General features: G+C 50.9%; 14 protein-coding genes. 10 read left to right on the forward strand and 4 right to left on the reverse strand.

The window, feature by feature from the left end:
- Positions 1–275 precede the first annotated feature (275 nt).
- Positions 276–1442: a DUF3824 domain-containing protein gene (locus F605_RS0106975; RefSeq protein ID WP_022865169.1), complete on the forward strand. Its 1167-nt coding sequence runs from the start codon at positions 276–278 to the stop codon at positions 1440–1442.
- Positions 1443–1786: 344 nt separating this feature from the next.
- On the opposite strand, the gene F605_RS0106980 is transcribed toward F605_RS0106975, so the two are convergent.
- Positions 1787–2824 carry a hypothetical protein gene (locus tag F605_RS0106980; RefSeq protein ID WP_156005336.1) on the reverse strand — a complete coding sequence of 346 codons (1038 nt, stop codon included), beginning with the start codon at positions 2822–2824 and terminating at the stop codon, positions 1787–1789.
- 760 nt (positions 2825–3584) lie between these two features.
- Here F605_RS0106980 and F605_RS0106985 point away from each other — a divergent pair.
- Positions 3585–4040, forward strand: coding sequence for a cupin domain-containing protein (locus tag F605_RS0106985; RefSeq protein WP_022865172.1), 456 nt, complete (start codon positions 3585–3587; stop codon positions 4038–4040).
- 168 nt (positions 4041–4208) lie between these two features.
- Here the strand turns inward: F605_RS0106985 and F605_RS0106990 are convergent, their stop codons facing one another.
- Complete coding sequence (locus tag F605_RS0106990; protein WP_022865173.1) at positions 4209–4517, reverse strand: thiamine-binding protein; 309 nt, start codon at positions 4515–4517, stop codon at positions 4209–4211.
- Positions 4518–4908: 391 nt separating this feature from the next.
- Here F605_RS0106990 and F605_RS10405 point away from each other — a divergent pair, with 391 nt between their 5' ends.
- The 6 genes from F605_RS10405 to purF all read left to right on the forward strand — a co-directional run bounded on the left by F605_RS10405 (position 4909) and on the right by purF (position 13316).
- Positions 4909–8355, forward strand: a complete 3447-nt coding sequence (locus tag F605_RS10405; RefSeq protein ID WP_022865174.1) for a phosphoribosylformylglycinamidine synthase — start codon at positions 4909–4911, stop codon at positions 8353–8355.
- Positions 8346–8816: a 5-(carboxyamino)imidazole ribonucleotide mutase gene (purE, locus tag F605_RS0107000; protein WP_022865175.1), complete on the forward strand. Its 471-nt coding sequence runs from the start codon at positions 8346–8348 to the stop codon at positions 8814–8816. Before F605_RS10405 ends, purE begins: the two co-directional genes overlap by 10 nt.
- Before the next feature lie 30 nt (positions 8817–8846).
- Positions 8847–9557, forward strand: coding sequence for a phosphoribosylaminoimidazolesuccinocarboxamide synthase (gene purC / locus F605_RS0107005; RefSeq protein ID WP_022865176.1), 711 nt, complete (start codon positions 8847–8849; stop codon positions 9555–9557).
- An 81-nt stretch (positions 9558–9638) separates the two neighbouring features.
- The gene (purM, locus tag F605_RS10410) at positions 9639–10622 is read left to right on the forward strand and encodes a phosphoribosylformylglycinamidine cyclo-ligase (RefSeq protein WP_022865177.1); all 984 of its coding nucleotides are present in this window, start codon (positions 9639–9641) and stop codon (positions 10620–10622) included.
- Between the two features lie 39 nt (positions 10623–10661).
- Positions 10662–11855 carry a phosphoribosylamine--glycine ligase gene (purD, locus tag F605_RS0107015; RefSeq protein ID WP_022865178.1) on the forward strand — a complete coding sequence of 398 codons (1194 nt, stop codon included), beginning with the start codon at positions 10662–10664 and terminating at the stop codon, positions 11853–11855.
- 9 nt (positions 11856–11864) lie between these two features.
- Entirely contained in the window at positions 11865–13316 is a 1452-nt protein-coding gene (gene purF / locus F605_RS0107020; protein ID WP_022865179.1) for an amidophosphoribosyltransferase, read from the forward strand.
- A gap of 66 nt (positions 13317–13382) precedes the next feature.
- Here the strand turns inward: purF and F605_RS10415 are convergent, their stop codons facing one another.
- Positions 13383–14279, reverse strand: coding sequence for a DMT family transporter (locus tag F605_RS10415; RefSeq protein ID WP_040765464.1), 897 nt, complete (start codon positions 14277–14279; stop codon positions 13383–13385).
- Positions 14280–14589: 310 nt separating this feature from the next.
- Here F605_RS10415 and pyrB point away from each other — a divergent pair, with 310 nt between their 5' ends.
- Positions 14590–15630: an aspartate carbamoyltransferase gene (gene pyrB / locus F605_RS0107030; protein ID WP_022865181.1), complete on the forward strand. Its 1041-nt coding sequence runs from the start codon at positions 14590–14592 to the stop codon at positions 15628–15630.
- A gap of 90 nt (positions 15631–15720) precedes the next feature.
- On the opposite strand, the gene F605_RS0107035 is transcribed toward pyrB, so the two are convergent.
- The gene (locus F605_RS0107035; protein WP_022865182.1) at positions 15721–17205 is read right to left on the reverse strand and encodes a DUF1846 domain-containing protein; all 1485 of its coding nucleotides are present in this window, start codon (positions 17203–17205) and stop codon (positions 15721–15723) included.
- Positions 17206–17417: 212 nt separating this feature from the next.
- Between F605_RS0107035 and F605_RS10420 the strand changes: the two genes are divergently transcribed.
- Positions 17418–18239: a Nif3-like dinuclear metal center hexameric protein gene (locus tag F605_RS10420; protein WP_022865183.1), complete on the forward strand. Its 822-nt coding sequence runs from the start codon at positions 17418–17420 to the stop codon at positions 18237–18239.
- Positions 18240–18243: the final 4 nt, after the last annotated feature.

The following is an 18243-nucleotide window of genomic DNA, read 5'->3' on the forward strand; positions in this document are numbered from 1 at the left end:
TTCTGACCGCAGGTAATTTTATATGCGGAATGAGTGTCCGTTGTCCCGTCTGGCGTAAAAAACTGCCGCGCAGGTCATATTGAAGAAAGGCTAAAGTGTTTTCTTCTCGAGTGACTGTATCGAAGAAATCATCGCGAGTTGCTTATGATAGCAATCGCTCGCTTCAGTGGATCAATGGAGCTTGCGATACAGGTACTAGAAATTTCATGTTGAAAAGTTTCTAGTTTTTTGTTTGCTAAAGTTTACGGTGAACGTCTACTTTGAAAGGCACTACATTGAGTAACTCGCCCCATTTCCAGCCTGATGAAGAAGCTCAGCAAGTTGATGGATCTGAAACTCGGCTGGCCTCCAGCAAAAACTCTATTCCCGCAAAAAGCTCTTTTTCTCCCGCAGCTGGCTCCTCACCGCAATCTGCCCCGGCTAACGGAGTAAATCCTCCGCTTCCGCCTGCTCCGCCAGCGGGGATGAATCCGCCATATCAGTCAGGAGGGTATCCGCAACCGATGCCTCCCGCTGGGTATCCGCCATATCCGCCGCAAGGGGGAGCCGGGATGCCGCAGCCCCTTCCTCCGTCAGCTTCGGTACCCCAAGGAGAAATGGTGGGGTATCCCCAGGCGGGCTATCCGCCGGTAAATCCAGCAGCGATGCACCCTCCTTATGCTGCTAACCTTCCCGGTTATCCGCAACCCCCAAAATTGCCTAACGATTTTGTGCTTGCCTTAAAAGCTATTTGGCCTACTTTTGTAGCCATGCACAAATCTGAGGGGCAGCAACAGGTGAAAGCCAATCTCCAGTTGAAACACTGGTGGTGGGTAATGATGCTGGTGTTTTCGCTGCTGACCGGACTTAGTGCCTCAGTGCTGATCGCCCGAAGTGCGGATATATTCTCTGGAGGATTGCTAGGTTCCTCGGGTTTTGGAACTTATAGCATTCTATATTTTGGGTATTGGTTGCTTTGCTTTGTGGTGTTCACCCTAGTGGCATTCGCGGTAGTAATTCTGAGGGCGGCATTAGCATTAGCTGCTGCTCGCACTAAGCAAAGTACCATCACCTTTACTCAAGTAGCTTCCATAGTGGCAACGGGGCTGGTGATGCCCTCCTTCGCGTTGGCGTTAATGTTTTTGATTTCCCTGCTACCGATCCCGGTTTTGCCTTTAGTATTAATATTGGTCCTACAAGTGCTAATATCGGCCTCCTTCTTGATTATGGAGCTATTGATCTTCGGAGGCTTAAAAGAGCTGTATCCGCAAGATAAAAGTCCGGAGATGCGTCATACCATTTTCTTCATTATCTGGACGCTGTGCGCCTCCCTAGTAATTGGGATGTTGGCCGCTCCTACCGGGACTTATGCCGTCAAAGAGAGCGCAAAGGCTGCGGTAGAAGATACGGTGCAAAACCAAGTCGATGAACTAGAGAACCTAAAGAGAATGTTCGATCAGTAGTTCCGTTACTGCTGAAGGGCGTCTTTGAAGCGACCTAGTAAATAAGCAAGATCATAAGTTGGGGTTTTCCGCCAGCACTGAGCTGGCAGAAAACCCCGACTTTTTTACCTTAATAGTTATTCGCAGCTAGGCATTACCCCACCTGTTTAGTCCAGAGCCGAGAATACCGGCTCCTCCGTACCTCGCAATTGTTTGTCGGGGGTATGGCAACCTGCCCTCTATAGAGAAGAGTAAGAATCGTGATAGTCGCTGATTTCAAAGCCTTTAATTGACATTGCTGCGATCAAGCCGGAACCACCTGAGCCCAGTAAATATCCCCAGGAAACCTCGGATGCTACTCGGTATTAGGAGAATTTTTTATAACCGGTAATTTCATTGCCAGTTATCGATATTTCCGCTAAGGTCTGCTCAGTTCCTGAAGGCGACATAGATGCTGGATAGAAAATAGTGATTTTTCCGGGGTTTTCGATCCTTACGGTATTCGGTTCTTGAGTGCCCCCAATTATCGAAATATAGGGGTGCTCGGGGTCTTTGGGATCGAAAATGGCCAACTGGAAACTAACCGCTTCTAAATCATTGGCTATTAGCAGCGCATCGAGGTAGCCATCACCGTTTGCATCTCCATATGCCACGCTATAGCGCTTGCTGGTGTCCGCGGTAAAGCTTTCGGAATCAAAAAAGCTTGAGCTATTCCCTTCGTTTTCTGAAAGCTTGAGGGCAGGAAGCTGTGTCCCTTCATCCCAGGGAGTAGTGACTTTCTCGATTGATTCCCCGTTTTTCATAGTTGCCCAGCAGGTAGTGGTTTCTCCTGGCATTTTTCTCGATATAGGAGTGCCATCGCTTTTACTCCAGAAGTATTTTTCGGAACAGCCATCAAGTCCAAATGTGGGTAGGTAGGCGTTGGCGAAGTCAATGTTTTTGATGGCGTCTTTGGCTACCGGTGGTTCAGCTGGTTTGCTCGCACTAGGGTTTAACTCTTTTTCAGGGTTAGGCTGCGCCTTAGAACTGCCGGTCAAGCTCATCACTTCTAGCTCGGAGGATTCCTTTGGAATGGGAGAATTAGTTTCTGCAGATTCTGTATTCTCGGTAGTATCCTGCGAGCTTTGGGTGGGATTAGAGGGGGAATCTTTAGCGATACTGGTGGTGTAGATTCCTTCGCCATCACAGGTGACCGCAGCGGGTTTTTCCAAATTCTGCACCCACAATAGTTTGCTGGTTTCTGGGTTATAGGCAACGATCTGTCTAGCGTTAGTGGCCGAAGGGCTAGCTCCAACTATCAGGTGCTTATCGGCGTAAATTTGTTCTTTGAAGTGGTATTTCTGGTTTTGGTTGGTTTTTATGGTGTCTTTGGTGACGCATGCGATTTTCCCGCTTGCAGTCAAGTAGGGCTGCTGAAGGGAGCTATCGCATTTTGGCAAGGCTATGAGTTTACCGATTTTAGCTCCAGACTTAGGGTCTAGGAATTGTCCTACACCACTGCCATCTTTGAATGGTTGCAGCAACAGTAGCTTGTCTTTTTCCGGTTCGTACAGCGTATACGCTTGCCTGGGGTCTTTTTTTTATTTCTATCACTACTTTTGACGGTTTATCCCAAGCTGGTTTGACCCCCACCGCCAAAGAATCATCACTGCTAAATAACTTGTAAAGGATAATCCCTAAAGCACAAATCACAAGTACTAGCAATACACACCAGGTGACTATTAAAGCCCGCCGCGATTTAGCTTTTCCACCAGGAGCCGGCTGCCCCGGATAGTAAGGAGGTGCCGTCTGCGAGACATGGTATGCAGGAGGTACCGACTGTCCGGGATAAGTAGCATATGCTGGTTGAACTGGGTAAACCGGAGGGGCTGGTGGGGGCGTTGGAGAAAATCCATTCGGGGATCCGTGGGAGCTGCCAGCATTACTATTATCGTCAGGGGAAAACTTCGACATACCCCCGCTTTAACAACCCTTACTAGACAGCAATACCAAAAAACTTAATAAATCAGACCCGGTTGGCTGAGTATCTAATTGGGGGAGAGAGAAACAAAACGTTCAGTTTCCACGCTGGTAGCGATATTATCCGGGAAGTACTACGACCTGATCTGATCCCCGATAGCATGGAAGTGGACAATCTGAAAGGCTAATGAAAGGAAAACACTCATGGCAGTTCATGACAATGGACCGGAGCCTTATAGCTTCGATTTGGAAACCGAGACCAAAGAAAATACCAACTATCGCACCACCGCCTGGACCGGGAAATACCTGCAGGTAACCCTAATGTCCATTCCGGTAGGTGAATCTATTGGCCTGGAAGTACACCCTGACAACGATCAGTTCCTGCGCCTAGATGCCGGCAAAGGAAAAGTGGTAATGGGGGATGCGGAAGATAATCTCACCTTTGAACAAGAAGTCGGAGACGGCTGGGCGGTAATGGTACCGGCCGGCAAATGGCACGACATTATTAACATTGGTGATGAACCGATGAAGGTCTATGCAATCTATTCCCCCTCCCACCACGCGCAGGGAATCGTACAAGAGACTTTTGCCCAGGCTGAAAAGGACGAGGACTCCGGCAAAGACGTTCCTCCCGAATGGACCGTGCAGCTGGGTAAATAGTTCCCATCCTTTAGAAGCTATCCCAGAAAATAGCTGCAATACAGTGGCTATTTAAAGGCGATAACTTCAGCAAATAACTGTAGTGGCGCCGCCCTGAATTTGGGGCGGCGCCACTTGCTTTTTACTACTAGATATTAGGTCTTAAACCAGATTTATAAGCAGCTTGCTCTAGGACTGCAGCCGATCCAGCGCGGCATCTAGCCGGGTAAGTTTCGCGGTCATTTCACCAGTGCGGCCAGGACGAATATCAGCTTTGAGAACTAGTGATACCCGCGGAGCAAACTTGGAGACTGCTTCACAGGCATCCTTTACCACCTGCATACATTCATCCCACTCGCCCTCGACAGTGGTGAACATGGAATCCGTACGGTTCGGCAGTCCCGAATCCCGAATAACTTTTACCGCGGCAGCAACTGCGTCATGAACTCCGCCCTCAGCGTCGGCGGTAGAAGGAGAAATAGAAAATGCAACTAACATATTTTTACCTTAGTCCCTCTGGCCTCGAGACCTCCTAACGGATCCAAGTCCCCAGCCCTTTTGCCTCCTTTTCGTTTTTCCAAAAGTAATCCCGCAAAGCTCAAGTTCTTCCTCGACACTAAGAGAATCGAGAAAAGGTGAGAAAAATTGCTTACTGGTTTCTAGTTGCTGATTAGTACGCCAGGCGCTGCCCCTGCTAGGCTAAAAGGGTAGTTGATTCCTGCGGGCTTGATTCAAGAAGTCCTGGGTAAGCAACTAACAGGCTCCCCGGGCAGCAGGTTTTACCAGAGGTCAGGGGGATGCGGTTGGGTAGTGGGTGAGAATTCAGACGACTTCCCGATGCCGCGCGCAAAATTTCATACCGGGCAGCTATTTCATATAAGGGAAGACTTTGAATAAGCGGATTTTCGTAAGGAAAAAGAACGATACTACCCAGTTCAATGTCTATGACATTTTTGGCCTTGACGCGGCTGCACTGGAAAAAGCCAAATACACCGTGTTTGCAGAGATAAACCAAGATTTGGTGCTGGACGAGATCGATATCGAAGACTATTACGTCCTCGAATATTTGCCCGGACAGTTTGATCAGCGTGCCGATGCCGCCGAAAAGTGTCTACAGCTGCAAGGATACGAAGCTACCGTTAAATGCGGATACGGGCATACCGGCGAGGTTAAGTTCAACCCCATCGAGATGCGCCTAAAAGATATGTCGGTGCTAGAAAACCAGACTTATGTTCCTAACCGGCAACTGCCTCCCAGCATTGAAATTACCGAAGATTATTATGAAAATGCTTCTTTGGCAATGACCAAAGAAGACCTGCTATTTATCAAAGGATATTTCGATAGCATCGGGCGTCTGCCCACCGAAACTGAGATCAAAGTAATTGATACCTACTGGTCAGACCATTGTCGGCATACCACTTTTGAAACCGAACTAACCGATGCCGCCTTTAGCGGTCCTTACGCGGATCGCTTGCAGGAAGAATGGGATCGTTATCTAGCGGAGCGCAATAGCGAAAAACCGATTACCTTGATGGATTTGGCCACCTTGGCGGCTAAACGGGAAAAGGTAAAAAACCAGGAAGTTTCCAACGAGATCAACGCTTGCTCGGTATATGTAACCGTGGGCGGGCAGCGCTATATCCTGCAGTTCAAGAACGAAACTCACAACCACCCCACCGAGATCGAACCTTTCGGTGGGGCTTCTACTTGTATTGGGGGAGCTATTCGGGATCCCCTATCGGGACGTACCTTCGTTTACCAGGCTATGCGGATTTCTGGCAGCGCTGATCCCCGGATAGATGACCCGATAGAAGGCAAACTTTCCAGTAAGGAAATCACTCAGCGGGCAGCAGCCGGATATTCCTCCTACGGCAACCAAATCGGGCTCACCACCAATTATGTAAAAGAAATCTATCATCCCGGTTACCGCGCGAAACGCCTAGAACTTGGCTTCGTGGTGGGAGCGGCTCCCGCAGAAAACATTATTCGGGAAGAACCTGCCCCCGGGGATCTCATCCTCTTGATCGGAGGACGTACCGGACGTGACGGGATTGGGGGAGCCACCGGATCCTCGAAAACCCATACTCGGGACTCCTCCCAAACCTGCGGAGCGGAAGTACAAAAAGGTAACCCGATTATTGAACGCAAGATTCAGCGGCTCTTCCGCCGCGGTGAGGTCGCCAAGCGGGTTAAGAAATGTAATGACTTTGGCGCCGGGGGAGTCTCGGTTGCTATTGGAGAGCTGGCTCCCGGACTAGAGATAGAGCTGGACCGGGTACCGGTCAAATACCAGGGACTAAATGGTACCGAGTTAGCAATCTCGGAATCTCAAGAGCGGATGGCAGTCTGCGTCGACCCTGCAGACCTGCAGTTCTTCTATGATGCATGTGCCAGTGAGGACGTAGAAGTAACCCACGTGGCTACCGTGACTGCCGAGCGGCGTCTGGTGATGCATTACTTGGGAGAAACTATCGTCGATATTTCCCGGGACTTCCTGGACACCAACGGGGTGCGCTCCCAAGCTAAATTTAATGCAACCTCTGGGGGCCGAATCACTCCCAAGCGGGAAGTTTCCGGTTCAAACCTGCAGGAAAAACTAGCAAATAACCTGGCGGACTTAAACATTTGTTCCCAGCGCGGCTTAAACGAGATCTTTGATTCCTCAATTGGTGCCACCACTTTGACCCTGCCTTACGGTGGTAAATTCCAGCGCACCCCCTCGCAGGTGAGTGCCCAACTGGTATCTCTAGAGAATGGACAGGCCGAGGTAGCCTCAGTAGCGGCCTACGGTTTTGAACCTTCGCTAGCCGAGCTTAGCCCCTATCACAGCGCCATCGTTTCCGTAGTGCAATCCATGTCGCGCCTGGCCGCAGCCGGGGTGGATTACCACGACTTGTATTTCACTTTCCAAGAATATTTCCAGCGCCTGGGCGAAGACCCCGAAAAGTGGGGAACCGTGGTGGAAGCCTTGCTAGGAGCTAACCGCGTTTTGCGCCACTTCCACCTGGCCTCCATCGGGGGCAAAGATTCCATGTCCGGTACTTTCGAAGACATGCATGTGCCGCCCACCTTGGTAAGCTTCGCTATCGGAATGCAGCAAGCAGATAAATTGCGTACTCCCGAGTTTAAAGCCCGTAATCATCGTCTCTACCTGTTACCAGTGCAAACAGACGAGTTGGGGGCAGTTGATCTGGAATCTTTCCAAGCCGCTCTCGATAGGTTGCAAGCGATTAATCCGATCTCGGCCTACGCCCTGGGGTATGGAGGGATCGCAGAAGCGCTACCAAAAATGGCTTTCGGGAACCGGATCGGTTTCGATATCAACACTGAAGAAGACCTGTTCGCTTCCCGCTATGGCAGTTTCCTGATCGAAACGGATCAACATTTGGATCTACCACTGCTGGGATATACCGGCAGCTGGTCAGATAGCACCCTTAACGGGCAGCGTTTAGACTTGGCAGCTTTACAAAAAACCTGGGAAGAACCTTTAGCCGAGATTTTTCCCACCGCCGGTAAACGGATCACCAATAGCGGCTCCCGCTCCAGCGAAACCTGTCTGACCAAGACACACCATGCGCCCTATCGAAAAGAAAATCCGCAGGTATTTATTCCGATTTTCCCCGGCACTAACTGCGAATACGATATGACCCGGGCTTTTACTCGCGAAGGGGCACAGGTGGTAACCGAGGTTTATCAGGATGCCGCCTCCTATGCCCGGCAAATCGAGCAAGCCGATATTTTGGCGCTGCCCGGAGGATTCTCCGTGGGAGATGAGCCGGATGGCTCGGCAAAATTTATCGTTTCGGTGCTGCGCCAAGAACAGGTTAAAGAAGCCGTCCACGCGCTACTGCGCAAAGGCGGTCTGATCCTGGGAATTTGTAATGGCTTCCAAGCATTGATCAAATCCGGGTTGCTTCCCTATGGACAGATCCGGGATCTGGATCCGGATTCACCTACCCTGGCCGCAAATGACAGCGGGCACCACGTCGCCAAAATCGTCCATACCGCCGTGTCTTCGGTGGCTTCTCCCTGGCTCAGTTCCTTCGATGTGGGAGAAGTCCACCACATACCGATTTCTCATGGTGAAGGCCGGGTAGTGATGAGCCCCGAGCAGTATCGAAAGTATTCGGCTTCGGGTCAGATCGCTACCAAATATTTAGGGGAGAACCCCAATGGATCTTCCTTCGGAATCGAAGGGCTGTTGGCTCATCACGGGCAAATCCTGGGAAAGATGGGTCATTCAGAAAGGAGCGGTAGCGGTTTATACCTCAACTACTGTCCCGAAATAGAACAAAACCTATTCAGAAACGGGGTTAATTATTTCCGATGGATGTAGCAATCATTTTTGGTTCCGCCTCCGATAAAGAAAAAATGGCGGGCGCGGCCAAATGCTTAGACGAGTTCGGATTGGAATATAAAGCGTATATTGCTTCGGCGCACCGGGTTCCAGAACTTTTAGAGCAAATCCTAAAAGAGGCCGTGGACTCGGGGGCGAAAGCCATCATCGCCGGGGCTGGCCTGGCGGCACACCTGCCTGGAGTTATTGCCTCTAAAGTGACGATCCCGGTAATTGGGGTACCGCTCGATGCGGCCTTAGGCGGACAGGACGCCCTCTACTCAATAGTGCAGATGCCGAAAGGAATCCCGGTTTCCACGGTGGGAATCAACAATTCCTATAATGCCGCCATGACCGCGGTGCAGATTATTGGCACCAGTAATGAAAAGGTAGCCGCGCAACTTAAAGAGTATCGCGCGAATATGAAACAGAAGTTCACCGCTGACCCGGTTAGTTTTTAAAGAAAAAATTTAGATAGAAGAAGGCAAATCATGGAAAAGAAAGAATTCCTGTACGAGGGTAAAGCCAAGAAAATCTACGCCACCGATGATCCCGATAAGGTCATTGTTTATTACAAAGATGATGCCACTGCCGGTAACGGTGAAAAGAAAGGCACCATTGCTGATAAAGGCATTATTAACAATGAGCTCACCAGCTATCTATTTGAAATGCTGGCCTCGCAGGGAGTAAAAACCCACTTCATTGAGAAGCTAAATGATCGCGAGCAGCTGTGCTGGAAGCTGGATATTGTTCCGCTAGAGGTAATCACCCGCAACATTATCGCCGGTTCTATGGCTAAGCGCCTGGGGCTGGAAGAAGGCACCATGCCGAAGAAAATGATCCAAGAGTTCTCCTACAAGGACGATGAGTTAGGCGATCCCCTGATTAACTCGGATCACGCGGTAGCCATTGGGGCTGCTACCGAAGAAGAGGTGGCAGAAATCTTGGAGGTAACCGCTAAGATTAACCAGATCCTGTCTGATGCTTTCAAGAAAGAAGGCATCCTACTGGTGGACTTCAAGATTGAGTTCGGCCGAGACAAGGATGGGAACCTGCTGCTAGCAGACGAGATCACTCCCGACACTTGCCGGCTGTGGGACGCGGAAACCAAGAAGAAGCTGGACAAGGATCGTTTCCGCCGGGACATGGGCGGAATCGAAGAAGCCTATAAAGAAATCCTGCACCGCATTACCAAGAAATAGTTATTAGTGCTGATCCCTGGGGGTAGAGCTACTCTGCCCCCAGGGAGATCATCACTACTTAGGGCAAGGGAAACACAGATTATGGTCAGTTATAAAGATGCCGGTGTTGATAAAGAGGCAGGATACGAGCATGTGCGCCGGTTAAAGCAAATGGTCGCCTCCACCCAAAATGAACAGGTTTTGGGTTCCCTGGGATCTTTTGCTGCCCTCTATGAACTAGGTAAGTACCAGGAGCCCGTCCTAGTTTCCGGTACTGATGGGGTAGGTACCAAGCTGAAAATCGCCTTCTCCTTAAAAAAATACGACACCGTAGGCATCGACTTGGTGGCCATGTGTGTCAACGATGTGCTGTGCCATGGGGCGCGGCCGCTGTTTTTCTTAGATTATCTGGCCTGTTCCGAGCTAGATGCCGAGGTCTCCTCGCAGCTGGTTTCGGGAATAGTCAGCGGATGTAAGCAGGCGGGTGCGGCGCTCATCGGCGGCGAAACTGCAGAGATGCCCGGGTTCTATCAAAGCGGCGAATACGATATGGCCGGGTTTACCGTCGGAGTGGTAGAAAAATCCGCTATCATCGATGGCTCGGCAATAAAAGCTGGAGACGTGGTGGTGGCGCTGCCCTCTTCCGGGCTGCATTCCAATGGGTTCTCTCTAGTGAGAGCACTCTTTAAAGAGCCTTTCCCCGCAGAACTGCTGACTCCCACTAAGATCTATGTTCCCGAGATCCTGTCGTTGCTGGATCAAAAAATCGAGATCCACGGCCTAGCAAATATCACCGGAGGCGGGCTAGAAGAGAACGTACCCCGGATTATTCCCGAAGGTTTGTGCGCGCGGATTGAAAAAGAAAAAGTGCGCATTCCCGACATCTTTAAACGTGAGGAGTTTACAGCGGTTCCGGAAAGTGAGATGTGGGGAACCTTCAATATGGGTGTGGGATTCACGTTGGTAGTTCCCCCCGCAGAGCTGCCGAAAGTAACCGCCGCGCTGCCTGAGGCCTATCAAATCGGAGAAATCCTTAGCAAAGAGCAATGCGACAGTCCCGGCGGCGATCGAATCTGTCTGCTCTAACCGCAGTTAACCAAGCCAGCTAGAAAAGAGACAATACTAATGGCCAAGATTTTGATAGTAGGCAACGGGGGACGCGAAAACGCGATTAAACGCGCCCTAGGAGCCCACGAAATTGCCCAAACTACCTCTTCTAATATGCAGGAAATCCTGCGGGCAGCCCAGGAGTTCGGCGCGGATTTAACTATTGTGGGCAGCGAAGACCTGCTGGTAGCCGGGATTGGGGATCTATTTAGCCAGGCAGGCATGAAACTATTTGGCCCGGGTAAAGCGGCGGCTCGCCTGGAAGGCTCCAAAGCCTATGCCAAAGACTTTATGCGCAAGTACGGGGTGAAAACTGCCCGTTACGAAACCTTCACCGATCCGCAGGCCGCGATTGCGGGGCTAGCTGATTTTAACTTACCGGTTGTGGTTAAAGCCTCTGGATTAGCCGCCGGTAAAGGGGTGATTATCTGCCAGACCACCGAGGAAGCGCAGGAAGCCATCTTAGAAATTATGGTGGAACAGCGCTTCGGGCAAGCCGGCCAAAAGGTAGTGCTGGAAGAATTCTTGGTGGGTAAAGAGGCCTCGATTCTTAGTCTGGCAAATGAAAAGGGAATCTTCCCGCTAGTTTCCGCCAAAGACCACAAGAAAATAGGGGAGGGGGAGACCGGTCCTAATACCGGCGGGATGGGCACTTTTGCCCCCAATCCCTTCTTCACTGCGCAGCGGCAAGCAGAGTTTGAACGTGATATTTTGGCACCTACCTTAAAAGGAATTCAAGCAGAAGGTCTCGAGTTCGCCGGTTGCATCTTCTTTGGACTGATGCTCACCGATAACGGCACTTACCTGCTGGAATACAATATGCGTTTCGGGGATCCGGAAACGCAAGTGGTGCTACCCCTGGTTGAGGGGGATTTTTATCAGCTGCTGGTGGCTTGTATGGAACGGCGCCTGGAACCTGCTGATATTAAAATCTGCGATCAGAAAGCCATCTGCCTGGTGCTAGCTTCCGGAGGCTACCCGGGGAGTTATGAAAAAGGCAAAGAGATTACCGGGCTAGAGGGCGTAGATTATCTCGATGCCGGGGTGCGGCATGAAAACGGGAAAGTCTATACCAATGGGGGGCGGGTGCTGAATCTAGTAGCTCGCGCGGATACTTTAGAAGCCGCCCGCCAGGTGGTTTACGAAAATGCCCAAAAAGTAGATTTTGCGGGCAAAACCTACCGAAAAGATATTGGCGCAGACGCGGTTTAGGAGCGAATTTTGAAGGCACAAGTCGTAAATAACCTTGGCGAAGAGTGCGGAGTCTTCGGGGTCTACGGTTCCCCCGATGCCTCCAGCCTGATCTACTACGGTCTGCATGCTTTGCAGCATCGCGGACAAGAAGGTGCGGGCATTGCGGTCTCCGATGGGGAAACCATTCGGGTTAAAAAGGCGAAAGGCCTGGTTAGCGAGGTTTTTGATGATCCCATCCGGCTGGTAAAGCTAAGCGGTTCTTGCGGTATTGGACATGTGCGTTACTCAACTTCCGGTAATAACTGGAGTTGTAATTTGCAGCCCTTCGTATTTCATATGCACAACGGGAATATTGCCCTGGCGCATAATGGCAACCTGGTGAACTCCTCGGATCTAAAAGTTGAGCTAGAACGCCAAGGATCGCTATTTAACTCGAACTCGGATTCAGAAGTGCTAATGCACTTGATTATGCGCGAACAAGGCAGCTTTTACGAACGGCTCTGTGCAGCCTTGCAGCGGCTGCGGGGTGGATTTAGCTACCTGATTATGAATGACGATACCATGTACGGGATTGTGGATCCGCACTGCTTACGACCACTGGTGATTGGAAAGATGAAGACCCGTGGCGGTTGGGTTATCTCCAGTGAAAGCTGCGCCCTGGATTTGATAGGAGCTGAATTTTATCGGGATCTGCGCGGCGGGGAAATCGCGATTATTAATGAGGACGGACTAAAGATTGAACGCTACTGTCCGCCGGCAGACACTTGCGTGGCCGCCATGGAATATATTTATTTCGCTCGTCCCGACTCCAATATTTTAGGGAAAAATGTTCACGCGGTGCGCAAACAATGCGGGATGACTTTAGCGCATGAGCAGCCTACTCCCGGTGCGGATATTGTTATTGGGGTTCCAAACTCCTCGCTGTCGGCGGCCTCGGGCTATGCAGAGGCTGCGCACCTGCCCTATGAAATGGGATTAGTGAAAAACCAATACGTGACTCGTACCTTTATTCAGCCCAAACAGTCGTTGCGGGAAAAAGGGGTACTGATGAAGCTTTCTGCGGTCAAAGGGATCGTAGAAGGCAAATCGGTAGTGATGGTAGATGATTCCATTGTCCGAGGTACTACTTCCCGGCGGATCGTCAAGCTGCTAAAAGATGCCGGTGCCCGCGAGGTACACGTGCGGATCGCTTCGCCGGAGTTTATTTTCCCCAGTTTCTACGGGATTGATGTTTCCAACTCAGCGGAATTGATTAGCGCCCATATGAATGTGGAAGAACTACGAGATCATTTGGGGGCAGATTCCTTAGGCTACCTGTCGATACCTGGGCTGGTGGCTTCCGTGGGGCTGGATTTGCCTGGTAAATATGGAGGCCTCTGTATGGATTCTTTCGCCGGTCACTATCCGGCCGGGCTGGGCAGTTATGAACAGGAATATCTAGAGACTCAAACCGAGATTCAAAAGAACTTCTCTGCCTAGAATCCCCGCTTTGCTTTATCCAGCTCCCCCGCTGTAGGAGCTGTTCCCCAAGCCTTTCTTAGCGTTTTATTCGCCGGCACGGATCTTATCGCGCGCGCGATAAGCGGGTATTAGCTCAGTGGCAAGCATAGCCGCAACTACTAAGGCACCCCCGATGATCATTCGCACGGTCACGTCCTCGCCCCCGAAAAGAACCGCGAAGGCCGCCGCGAACACCGGTTCCATAGTCATTACTACGGCTGCCTTAGTAGGACGCAGGTGTTTTTGCGCCCAGGTCTGCATGATTAAGGCTCCGATGGCCGCGAACACCACCGTGTAAAGCAGCACTGTCCATTGTCTAGAGTCCTGGGGTAACTGCACTCCAAAGGGCAGAGCCGCGAGAAAACAGAAAACACCAATCGCTATCAATTGGATAGCCGCTAAAGTTATGGGATCGTCTTTGGTAGCCCAACGAGCGGTGAGTACAATGTGGAGGGCAAACAGAGCAGCTCCTGCCAAAGTTAACAGTTCCCCGAAGCCAATGGAAAAACCATCAAGACTCAAAACCATTAACCCGGCCATCGCCACCAGGGCAGCGGCTAAGTTTACCGGCTTAATCTTTTCTTTGAAAAGCAACCACACTAGCAGGGGAGTAATCACTACATACAAGCCGGTAATGAACCCCACCACCGAGGCATCGGCACTCTCTAAGCCTTTAGTCTGTAAGACTTGTGCCGCGGAATAGACTGCACCTAGCGCAAAAGCATGTTGCCAGACTTTTCGGCTAGCCCTCTTTAAGCGAGGAAAAAATATCACTGCCGAAAGCGCGCCCGCGATCACGAACCTAACCCCTAGAAAAGATAGGGTAGTCATAGTATTCAGCAGGTCTTTGATCAGGAAAAAGGTTGAACCCCAAAAAGCGGTGGTCAGTATCAGCGATAAAACTGCTAGAGACTGCAGATAGTAGCGATTGAGTCCCTTCAAATCATCCCCCTTTTGATTTTCACCGTCATTCGATTCTAGGAGGCTTAGCTGAGGCAAAGCCATTTAAGAGGGTGTGTACTGCGGCACCTTATAGGAATCAGTAAGGAGAAAGAGGACACAAAAGCGGCCGTCAGCGGAGTTAAAAGCATTAGGGGAGGTAACGATGTGCTATTCTTCCTTCAGGAAAACGTTAGGAGCGTGATGGGAACCAGACGGTGGCGGCAACTGCCTGAGGTTTCTATTTCCATTTTCACCCCGCTGCGGCGGGGTATTTTTTTATCAAAAACACTCAGTTGGAAAGGGCAAAAGCATGCCGGAAGACTATGATTTCCCGCGTTTCGGGGTAGGACAACACCTAATTTCGGTTGGGCAATTTGATCGCGAAAACCTGGGGGAACTCTTCGATCTTGCCGAGTTCTTGCGTCCTATCGCGCAGCGGAAACAAATCTGTACAGTGCTAGATGGAGCCGTTTTGTGTTCCCTATTTTTCGAGCCCTCCACCCGTACCCGCTTATCCTTTGAATCCGCCTTCTTGCGGCTGGGCGGGGAAGTAGAAACTACTACCGGTTTTACTTTCTCTTCTATGGCTAAAGGCGAATCAATCGCTGATACTTCCCGCGTGGTTTCCGGATTCACCGATGTGTTAGTGGTACGCCATCCCGATGCTGGTTCGGTAGCCGAATTCGCCCGTCACTCGGTGGTGCCGGTACTTAACGCCGGCGATGGTTCTGGCGAGCACCCGTCCCAGGCGCTATTAGACGTGTTTACTATGCGCAAAGAACTGGGCAAACGCGGTAAATCTCTGGACGGATGCACCATCGCGATTATGGGGGATCTGAAATACGGACGCACTGTCCATTCTTTAATGAAACTAATGAGCCTGTATGAGGGAGTAACTTTCCGGTTGTTTTCTCCGCCTTCACTGGAGCTTCCCCGTGAAATCGCCGAGTATGCGATTTCACGAGGCGGGCAGGTAATTGATTGCAATAACCAGATTGAGGCTTTGGAGGGCGCAGATACGGTATATGCCACCCGGGTGCAGCGCGAACGGATGACCGAGGAACTGGCTAAATCCAAAGAACTACAGGGGTGCCTGCTAGATAAAGCGATGTTAGAGGAGGCGGGAGCGCATGACATCGTTATCTGTCACCCGTTGCCGCGAGATTCACGCCCCAATGCTCTTGACCTCTCGACTGATGTTGATGATCTCCCGGGGCTGTCCATTTTTAAGCAAACCGATAATGGGGTGTTGGTACGCATGGCGATGTTCCTCACCACTATGGGGGTCGGTAAGCAGCTGGTGCAAGCCAAAACCAAACACAAGATCTGGAAAGTAACCCCCGAAGACTAGGGATTCCGAGCTTTTTGAAACTGACCGGTAGGAGGATTGATCCTCCTACCGGTCAGTTCTATATAAAGCGCCTTCGTTACCTGGGCAACCCTATTTCTTAAATAGAGTCTTGCGGGCATAAACCGGCTCGGAAGTTACCTGTAATCCCAAATTCCGGAAAATCTGGGTATCAACCGAACCTAAAATGGTGGTGGTATGCACTTCGCAATCTCGCAAATGAGTAAGTTCTTCTAAAGCCTTACGCGCATTTTCATCCGTGTCAGCCGAAACTGAGAGGGCGATCAGAACTTCATCGGTATGTAGACGAGGATTAAGAGCGCCCAGGTGGTCCACCTTTAAGGTTTGAATAGGTTTGATAGAAGAGGGTGCCAACAGCTGCACTTCTTCATCAATACCAGCCAATAATTTCAATGCGTTAAGCAGCATCGCTGAGCAGCACCCAAGTAAAGGAGAAGTTTTTCCAGTCACGATTCGCCCATCGCTAAGCTGCATAGCTGCCGCAGGCGCCCCGGTTTCGGCTTCTAGGTTCAAAGCGGGACGCACCACTAAACGATAATCCTTGGTGATCCCCAGTTTTGCCATGGTCATCGCTATCCGGTGAGATTCGCTGGGGTCTGACTGCGTGGCCGCTTCATTGGCGAGGGCGTGATAATAGCGGCGCACCACTTCCTGCTTGGCGGCCTCCTGGCAGACCAAATCATCACTAATACAAAAACCAGCCATATTAACGCCCATATCGGTAGGTGACTGATAGGGGCAGGCCCCTGCAAGTTGCTCCAGCAAGGAGCGCAGTAGCGGGAAAACTTCCACATCGCGGTTGTAATTCACGGCCTGTTTACCGTAGGCCTGCAGGTGGAAGGGGTCAATCATATTTACGTCATCTAAGTCTGCGGTAGCGGCCTCGTAGGCGAGATTAACCGGATGATCGAGGGGAAGATTCCACACCGGGAAAGTTTCAAACTTTGCGTAGCCAGCTTTTATGCCCCGTTGGTATTCGTGATAGATCTGGGATAGGCAGGTAGCTAGTTTGCCGGATCCTGGTCCGGGAGCAGTAACTACTACCAGGTTGCGGGTGGTTTCCACGTAGTCGTTGCGTCCGAAACCTTCCTCGGAAACAATTAATTCAGTATTGGAGGGATAACCGGGAATGGTGCGGTGACGGGCAACTTTGAGTCCGGAACGCTCCAGGCGTTCTTTAAATAGTTGTGCGATATGGTTATCGTCTTCCATTTGGGTTAAAACAATGTTTTCCACTAGGAAACCACGTTCGCGAAATACATCAACTAAACGTAGTACATCTTGTTCGTAGGGGATGCCTAGATCTGCCCGAATCTTTTGGCGGCTAAGATCTTTGGCGTTAATCGCGATAACAATCTCCATTTCGTCCCGCAGTCTTTCCAGCATGGAAATCTTGTTATCAGGGGTGAATCCGGGCAGTACCCGGGAGGCGTGGTAATCATCAAATAGCTTGCCCCCCATCTCCAGGTACAGCTTGCCGCCTATTTCTTTACGCCGTTCATCTATATGCTGAGATTGCATAGAAATATAACGTTCAGAATCAAAACCAATACGCATAGCGCCCTTCCTGTCGTACAACTTAGCGGGGGACAAGGCGCCCTTACCTATAATAGTGTTTTGACGTCTAAGCGCTAAACCAAGAGGCTATGCCGGAAATTTGCGGGATGGGGAAGGGGATATATTCAGCCGGCTAGTTACCAGCCAGCAAATATCCCTGGTGAGGGGCGCCGGATGCCCTTAGCGTCTCATTTGTCTATTAGGATCAAGTTGTGAGTGTAAAGTTAAGTCGCATTGTGGAGCATCTAGAACAGCTATATCCTCCCCGGTTAGCTGAAGAATGGGATCGGGTGGGATTAATCACCGGTCACCCGGATTCTGAAATAGATAAAGTACTGGTGGCGGTGGATCCAGTGGCAAAAGTTCTAGACCAAGCGATCGCGGTCGGGGCACAACTTATTGTTACCCACCATCCCCTCTATTTGCGGGGAACTTCTTTTGTGGCGGCTACCGATCCGAAGGGGAGCTTGATTCACCGGCTCATAGAAAACGGAATCGCCCTTTTCAATGCCCACACCAACGCTGATTCTGCCGAGGGCGGGGTCGCTGATTGCCTAGCTGCTGCGGTGGGATTGGAAAATACGCGCCCCTTGATTCCCCTCAGCGAGCATACCGGCAGCGGGCGTATTGGAGATTTACCCGCCGCCTTGCCGCTGAAAACTTTCGCGCAACAGGTAGCGCAGGCGCTACCGGCTTGCCCTGCAGGAATCTTAGTGGGAGGAGATCTGGAGGCAAAAGTGAAGACTATCGCGGTTAGCGGGGGCAGCGGTGATTCTTTCTTAGCGGATGCTCGCAGAGCCGGGGCAGATGTCTATATCTGTGCTGACTTGCGCCATCATCCTGCTTCCGAGCATTTAGAAGCCGGCAAGCCGTATCTGATATGCGCCACCCATTGGGCCAGTGAATGGCTCTGGACCCCGCAGTGTGCTCGCGAACTAACACAAAGTTTTGCCGGAGAGCTCACGGTAGAGGTCTCTGAGATTTGTACCGATCCCTGGGTGCAGCGAATCGCGCCGGGAACAAAGGATATTTAGAGGA

The sequence above is a fragment of the Varibaculum cambriense DSM 15806 genome (assembly GCF_000420065.1).
In the GTDB taxonomy this organism is placed as follows: domain Bacteria; phylum Actinomycetota; class Actinomycetes; order Actinomycetales; family Actinomycetaceae; genus Varibaculum; species Varibaculum cambriense.